This window comes from Nostoc sp. (genome assembly GCF_054880495.1).
In genome coordinates, this window is the sequence record NZ_JBTYKD010000300.1 from 1 (window position 1) to 6,396 (window position 6,396).

At 45.2% G+C, this 6,396-nt stretch carries 7 protein-coding genes; 1 reads left to right on the forward strand and 6 read right to left on the reverse strand.

From position 1 onward, the window contains the following. The 6 genes from ACYTXL_RS26110 to ACYTXL_RS26135 all read right to left on the reverse strand — a co-directional run. The coding region (locus tag ACYTXL_RS26110; RefSeq protein WP_461927235.1) for a WD40 repeat domain-containing protein at positions 1-1,908 on the reverse strand (1,908 nt) is incomplete at its 3' end. A gap of 536 nt (positions 1,909-2,444) precedes the next feature. Beyond that, a complete protein-coding gene (locus ACYTXL_RS26115) occupies positions 2,445-3,824 on the reverse strand; it encodes an IS110 family transposase (RefSeq protein ID WP_461927236.1) in 1,380 nt (459 codons plus the stop codon). 327 nt (positions 3,825-4,151) lie between these two features. Beyond that, complete coding sequence (locus tag ACYTXL_RS26120; RefSeq protein ID WP_461927237.1) at positions 4,152-4,376, reverse strand: hypothetical protein; 225 nt, start codon at positions 4,374-4,376, stop codon at positions 4,152-4,154. 85 nt (positions 4,377-4,461) lie between these two features. Further along, a complete protein-coding gene (locus ACYTXL_RS26125; protein ID WP_461927238.1) occupies positions 4,462-4,887 on the reverse strand; it encodes a hypothetical protein in 426 nt (141 codons plus the stop codon). Between the two features lie 100 nt (positions 4,888-4,987). Continuing rightward, positions 4,988-5,161: a hypothetical protein gene (locus ACYTXL_RS26130; protein ID WP_461927239.1), complete on the reverse strand. Its 174-nt coding sequence runs from the start codon at positions 5,159-5,161 to the stop codon at positions 4,988-4,990. Between the two features lie 166 nt (positions 5,162-5,327). Continuing rightward, on the reverse strand, positions 5,328-5,516 hold the full coding sequence (locus tag ACYTXL_RS26135; protein WP_461927240.1) for a hypothetical protein: 189 nt from the start codon (positions 5,514-5,516) through the stop codon (positions 5,328-5,330). Between the two features lie 276 nt (positions 5,517-5,792). On the opposite strand from ACYTXL_RS26135, the gene ACYTXL_RS26140 reads away from it, so the two are divergent. Continuing rightward, positions 5,793-6,155, forward strand: coding sequence for a hypothetical protein (locus ACYTXL_RS26140; RefSeq protein ID WP_461927241.1), 363 nt, complete (start codon positions 5,793-5,795; stop codon positions 6,153-6,155). Positions 6,156-6,396 lie beyond the last annotated feature (241 nt).

The following is a 6,396-nucleotide window of genomic DNA, read 5'->3' on the forward strand; positions in this document are numbered from 1 at the left end:
CTGCACTGTCTGGTCATCACCGCCACTGACAATCGTCTGCCCATCGGCGCTGATCGCCACAGATAAGACAACACCCTGATGACCACGCAATGGTTTAACTAAGGGAAGACCTTGGCGGTTCCACAACCGCACCGTGCCGTCACCACCGCCACTGACAATCCTTTGCCCATCGCCGCTGATCGCCACAGAATTGACATAACCCTGATGACCACGCAATGGTTTAAATAAGGGAAGACCTTGGCGGTTCCACAACCGCACTGTGCCGTCACCACCGCCACTGACAATCGTCTGCCCATCGGCGCTGATCGCCACAGATAAGACAACACCCTGATGACCACGCAATGGTTCAGCTAAGGGAAGACCTTGGCAGTTCCACAACCGCACCGTGCCGTCACCACCGCCACTGACAATCGTCTGCCCATCGGCGCTGATCGCCACAGAATTGACATTATCCTCATGACCACGCAACGGTTCAGCCAAGGGAAGACCTTGGAGGTTCCACAACCGCACTGTACTGTCAGTACCACCACTCACAATCGTCTGCCCATCGGCGCTGATCGCCACAGAATTGACATCATCCTCATGACCACGGAAGGGAATAGAGACTCTTGCTTTATTCACCACCCGATTCAAACTGTTCTGAACGGGTGCGAGAATCTGTTGGGGTAGTTTTTCTTGATTCTCACCCATAGCTTGAATTGCCAAAACTAGACTATCTAGGGGTTGGAAAGACAGTAAATTTTGTACCCTCGCCGCCTTTTCTCGCAACTGGGATTCAGTGAGTGCCCTTTCCAGTTCGGCAATGCGGTCTTTTTCATGGGCATCACTGCGCTGGTAAAAAGCTTCATCTTCCTGGGGTGATTGTAAATGGGGCTGCAATTGTTGCCAGCTATCCCTGACTTTTGCCAGCAGTCCCCCTTGTATCAAATATTTGTCATCCGGTTTTTTGTTCAACCATTCCCGCCGCGCATCTTCTAATTTATCACTCAACCGTCGCAAGTCTCGGTCTTGTCGTCGCCACTGGGCAAACTGCTGCCAACTTTCAATTAAAGCTGCATGGGCTAAATCAATCCAGGCTTCTCCTTTTTCATCTTTAAGAGTAACCAACAAGCGTCCCTTAATCAATCCCGTTTCCCCATCTAGCAACTCAGTGAGTTGTTGCTGTTGATTGAGGTCATCACCTGCAATATTTAATAGTGTGGCTTTCGGTTGGCGCTGTTGAGTATCCTTTTCTCCCTCTTCTGTTCGCACTAACCGCAGAAAAATCTGCTTAATCCATTCTTTTTCCTGGTTACTGCGTTCTTGGCTTGGAGATTCCTCCTGATAATCTTGGTAGTGATAAACCTTTTCTGCATAGAGATTTAACGCCCCAGTTAATCCTCCCAACTTCTCATACTCCTCTAGGGTGAGTTGATCTTTCTTTTGATGGCGTTTCTCCCAGAGTTTAGTTAAGGCAAACTCCAACAAAGGCAAGAATGCTTCTTGTTTAAGATTTTGGCGAATTTTTAATCCTAGTGCTTTTTCACCACTATGACCCTGAAGCTTCGTAGGTTCGGTGATTGTCTCCTTTAAATCAACTCCGGTTAAAGGTGGCATAAAACCTGCCTGGGTTTGAATCAGGTGAGTCACAGAGGGATAATCTAAACAGGGTTCAAAAGAATCCGAGCGCATGGTAATCACAACTCCTAACCGCGAATCATGAATCTCTACTACCTGAGTCAGTAGTTCAATGAATCTCTGCCGTTCTTCCTGATCTGCACAAATTGTAAATACTTTCTCAAACTCATCTACCACCAGCAAAAATTTTTCTGTGCTACGAAGATTTTCGAGATCATTAGTAGGTTTAATCAGGCTGCCTAAACTGTTGTCATACTGAGCAATTTCAACGACAAGGGCGTATTGTGTCATCTTATTTTGTTAAAACTATTGGGTAAATCGCCTATGTCTACTAAAATACCCAAATGAGTAAATAGTTTCCTCAGTATACTTAACCACTTTCAATTGAACATTCTATTAGCAAGTAAGTAATACGCGGTAAGAGTACAAGATTCAAGTCTTAGTGACTCGGATAAGCTCTATACCTTACCCATCTGCTAGTAATTACGGAAGTGATCGCTCCGATGGTCACTGAGCTTGCCGTTCGCGCAGCGTCTCGTAGAGAAGTGCGGGCTACGCCTACGCCCTTCACTCACCATCATTCACCCTTGGATCTCGGAGTTCCGAGTTCAGAGGTTGAAGTTCCAAGTTCAAAGGTCAAAGTTCCAAGTTCAAAGGTCGAAGTTCCGAGTTAAAAGGTCGAAGTTCCGAGTTCTGAAGGTGAAAACTGGAGTTCTGAGCCTCAACATTGGAGATTAGAGGTTTATTTCTCCTGTTTTCTTCACTTTAGATAGCTTATTTAGTACAAAAATACTCCTCTGTTCATTTAGAGGAGTATTTTAAAGTTACTATTGAATTGCTTTTTTTAATTCCTTGAACAGCAACCGACAACCATAAGCGGCAGTTTGGGATATGACCAACTTCCCAAACCCCCGCTTAACCTCTTGGGACTTTGCGCCAGTGGCGAGTTTTTCAGCTGATGCTGTGAGGCTGATTTGCATGGTTTGCATGGTCAAATTCAACATTGCCTCAACTTGCGGTGCCATCTCCTTTGTCATCATTGGCAGTAGGCTTTTTTGGAGATTTTCTTTAAATTCTCGTAATGCCCTTTCCTGCTGTCGGATGATTGTTTTCTCTTTCCACAGTTCTGGGTTGTCTTGAAATTGAGCGTTTCTGTTGTCATAAAAGCTCCCCAGCTTCTCGCCGATTTCGTTCTTGGGTCTAGCTTTTTGGGGGGCAATTCGATCTAAGATCCACATATATAGTTGAGAGCGGCACAGCTTGGAGCCGTTGCCAGTGTTCATAGTCTCCTTGTCTCCAGAGCTATTTTCATCTTTGGCCATACCAAGTCGTCTTTTGAAACGCCCCAAGGATTCAAATTTGGTACAGGGATAAATTTGACTAATGAGCAACGCCTGGGGACGGTTGCCGATGCCAAAGTTGGTCATCACTGCTCGGTAGGGTGCAAATTTCGGTTCTGCCAAGATTTCCAGTATTTGCACCTCAAGCTCGATTTCCCAATGTCGCAAATCACACAGATGATTAGCCAGGCGACGGCTGAAATGTGATATTTCTACCCCATAAGCTTTAGCTATTGACCGAGCATAAAGTTTGTCGTAGTAGAAATTATTTTTCTTGAGATTGCGCTCTCGACCAGCTAGCCAACACCATAATGGCTCCATCCCATCAGATTTACTTGGGTCGGATTCCTTGAGCGCAGCTTCGGGAAATTCTTTAGCAAGTTGCTGACGGGCGCGGTTGACTACCGGGTTTCTCATCCGATTAACAGATTGAAGCTGGAGCCAGTACTCCCTTAAGAGAGCTACCTTTCCCGGTTCAAACTCCAGAAAGAATTCTGACTGTTGCCAGTGGGCGATAGCGTAGGCAGCAAGAGCTAAAGCGTCAGCTTGGTCATTTTTATCAGGTAGTTTGTGTTCTTTTCGGTAATGCACAGCTTCCTGATGCCCAGCCCATAAAACCTCAATGCCTTCGGCTTGGCAGATGTGCGCCCAAATCCAGGAGTAATGCACCCCGGTAGGTTCCATAATTACCGCATCTGGTTTGAGAGCTAGTAGTCCGGCGATACCTTCTTTGTTCGCCTTGAAGGTTAATTCGTCAGGTTCACGCCGTTTATTTTCCTTAAAATGTTGGCGAAAATTCCTGGGAACTGACTCTAAAACCCAGGATACAACACTGTCTTTACAGACATCTAAACCAACTATTTTCATGTTTTCAAGGTTCGGTGGTAGAAGATTTATTGCAACAATTTACCCATACATACAAGCCGCGAATCTTCTAAAATTGATTTGACATCAATTCACTTTGAAGCTCAAATATGGGGGAAATATACGACAGTAGCGAGTTCATGAAGACAAGAAACCTTGCGGTCATTTCTCAATTAAAAACTCGTCTACTGCTGCTATCTCCGGCTTGAGAGAAATTCCTCTCAAGGCGAATTGAATTGCGCGACCCAATCCGCGACGACGGGCTATATACCCGTCGTTTCGGCCACTGTGTCAGGTAGCCCGCGCTAGTTGAAGCAAGCGCGATCGCAATTACGATTCATCAGGCGGTTCGATTGGGATTTCGGTATCTTTTATAAGGCTAATCAAATCAACCAAATCTTTATTAATCGACTCATCTGATTCCACAGAAGCTGATTCAAGTTCTTTAATATCATTAATCAATTGATTCAATTGGGCTTTAGCTTTGAGTAGTTTGTGGTAGGTAAGATAGTAATCCCATGCTGGATCTGGTTGGGGGATGTTGTTTTCAGTCATTGTTTATCGCTGATCTTTTTCACGTAAATATCTATCTGTGGCGATCGCACTCCCTCAACCAGAGTACGATCGCTAAAAATTGCCACTAAAAGCCGTCGGGCGTGTTGCCAGCTTCAAAAGGGATATTATCTGGATCGCCCTCCTCAACGAATTCGGCGGTGACTGCTTGTGATTCAGGTTTAGCGGCATTGAGTAAATTCTGGAATTGAGGCATGGAAGGCGCTTCTGGCTTGATACCTTGCGCCCTCAAAAATTCTGCTGTTGCATCCCATTCGGAGCGAAACTTGCTATTTCTCTCTTGAAGTTCGCGGTTCTCTACTCTTAATCGCCGATTTCTATCGTAGAGTTCTTCGGATTTTGGGCCAATCGCTGCGATCGCTTGCTGTCTGAGTTGCGAAACTACTGATTCAATCGTCTCCTCTGCTTCTAGCTCAACTGTGAAGCCGATGCGCTCATTGCTGTAGTCACCGAGGGAAATTAGAAAGTATGCATGAACTAGCTTGATCTTCATAAATATTGTTGGCTGTTGTGTTATTTTTTAATTGCTCACGTTTGAAGTATTTGAATCAATCAAAGGCGATCGCGTTTGCGTTAACGCGATCGCTTTTGAGCTATGGTAAGCTTGGGTGATCGAAAACTACCTGAAATTTTCCACCCCCCTGGCGGAGAATGCTAACGTAAGCATCGGCATCGCTTCGGGTGCGAAATCGATAAAAGCAGACATTTTGGCCATTGGGCAGACACTGAAAAATTGCCCACGGACGAAGTTGATCACAGTAAGTCATAGTTTTAATTCCCAAAATTCCCAAAATTCCCTAAAAAGAAAAAAACACCAGCGCCAGCTAACAACAGCCCACGCTGGTGTTTTTGTATCAAATCCAAATCCAATGCATGACTTCCAATGCATGACTGTTATGTGACTAATGGTATTTTTGTACTACTAAAAACTATTTATTTGCTGTCTCCCTCCTCCCCGTCTTCCTTGTATGCCTTCTGGCCGATCTTGATAGTCAGCACGTTTTCTGAAAGGACAAAATCAACGATCGCAAATTCTTCATCGTCAACATCTTCGATCACGACCGCCGTCTCAAGAGGGTAGTGTTTCAGGTGTGCAAGCAATTCTCGGATTGTGATTGTCATGTTGTTTTTGTAAGTTATAAGTCTGCATTGAGAAAACAAACACATCGCAGAAACTCGTTACCGCGATCGCTCCAGGTGATTTTTAGGGTGTTTCCGCGCAAGGTTTAGGCGCGGGTGATTGGCTCCGAGTGCAACGCAAACGGTGAGGCGTTGGGGAGCGAAAATATTGCTTGCATATGCAAAGCAATGCTATATTGTTTGCATATGCAAAGTATTTTTGTCACGCTGCATATGCAATTTGTTTTTGCATATGCGTAAAATAAGGGAGCGAAAAGAGTGAATAAATCGAATGAAAACAAGAACTATTCGACTGACAGACCAGGAGTGGGAAGCATTAATGCAATTAGCAAAGGCTATGGGCTTGAGGGGCAGAGGGGAACTAATACGGGCAATATCCAAGAAAGAGATACCATTGGGGCAAATATCCAGAACGGAGACAGCCCTCCTGGGAAACTGCTAAGTCGTTTAGAGTTGCTAGAGAAAGCCTTTTATGGTTACGTGCATGGTCATCAAGACCGACTTAAGACGCGATACAAAGAGAGTACAGAACTGGAAACTGCTTTCACAGAAGAATTGCAAGTAATCAAACAAGGACTTCGTGACTTGGCACAACAAGTCGAAGACGACGTTAATGAATAAAACCGTCCTGCCTGCAAAGGCTGGGGCGGTTTTGTTTTGTGCGATCGCGCTGCGGGATGGGGGGATGGGGGGATGGGGTGCGATCGCAGTTGATCAATAACTAAAGACTAATGACTAATGACTATGATCCATGTCTACAAAGGATTTCTAGCGCTGATTCTACCGGAAATGGAATCCACAGAATCAAGATTAGCCAGAGGAGATTGGCGATCGCGAATCGTGGGATATAGATACACCGCTC

Bases quoted from the DNA above. Each gene is read 5' to 3' on its own strand.
- ACYTXL_RS26120 (WP_461927237.1), bottom strand. From the start codon at position 4,376: ATGACTGAAAACAACATCCCCCAACCAGATCCAGCATGGGATTACTAT.
- ACYTXL_RS26125 (WP_461927238.1), bottom strand. From the start codon at position 4,887: ATGAAGATCAAGCTAGTTCATGCATACTTTCTAATTTCCCTCGGTGAC.
- ACYTXL_RS26135 (WP_461927240.1), bottom strand. From the start codon at position 5,516: ATGACAATCACAATCCGAGAATTGCTTGCACACCTGAAACACTACCCT.
- ACYTXL_RS26115 (WP_461927236.1), bottom strand. From the start codon at position 3,824: ATGAAAATAGTTGGTTTAGATGTCTGTAAAGACAGTGTTGTATCCTGG.
- ACYTXL_RS26130 (WP_461927239.1), bottom strand. From the start codon at position 5,161: ATGACTTACTGTGATCAACTTCGTCCGTGGGCAATTTTTCAGTGTCTG.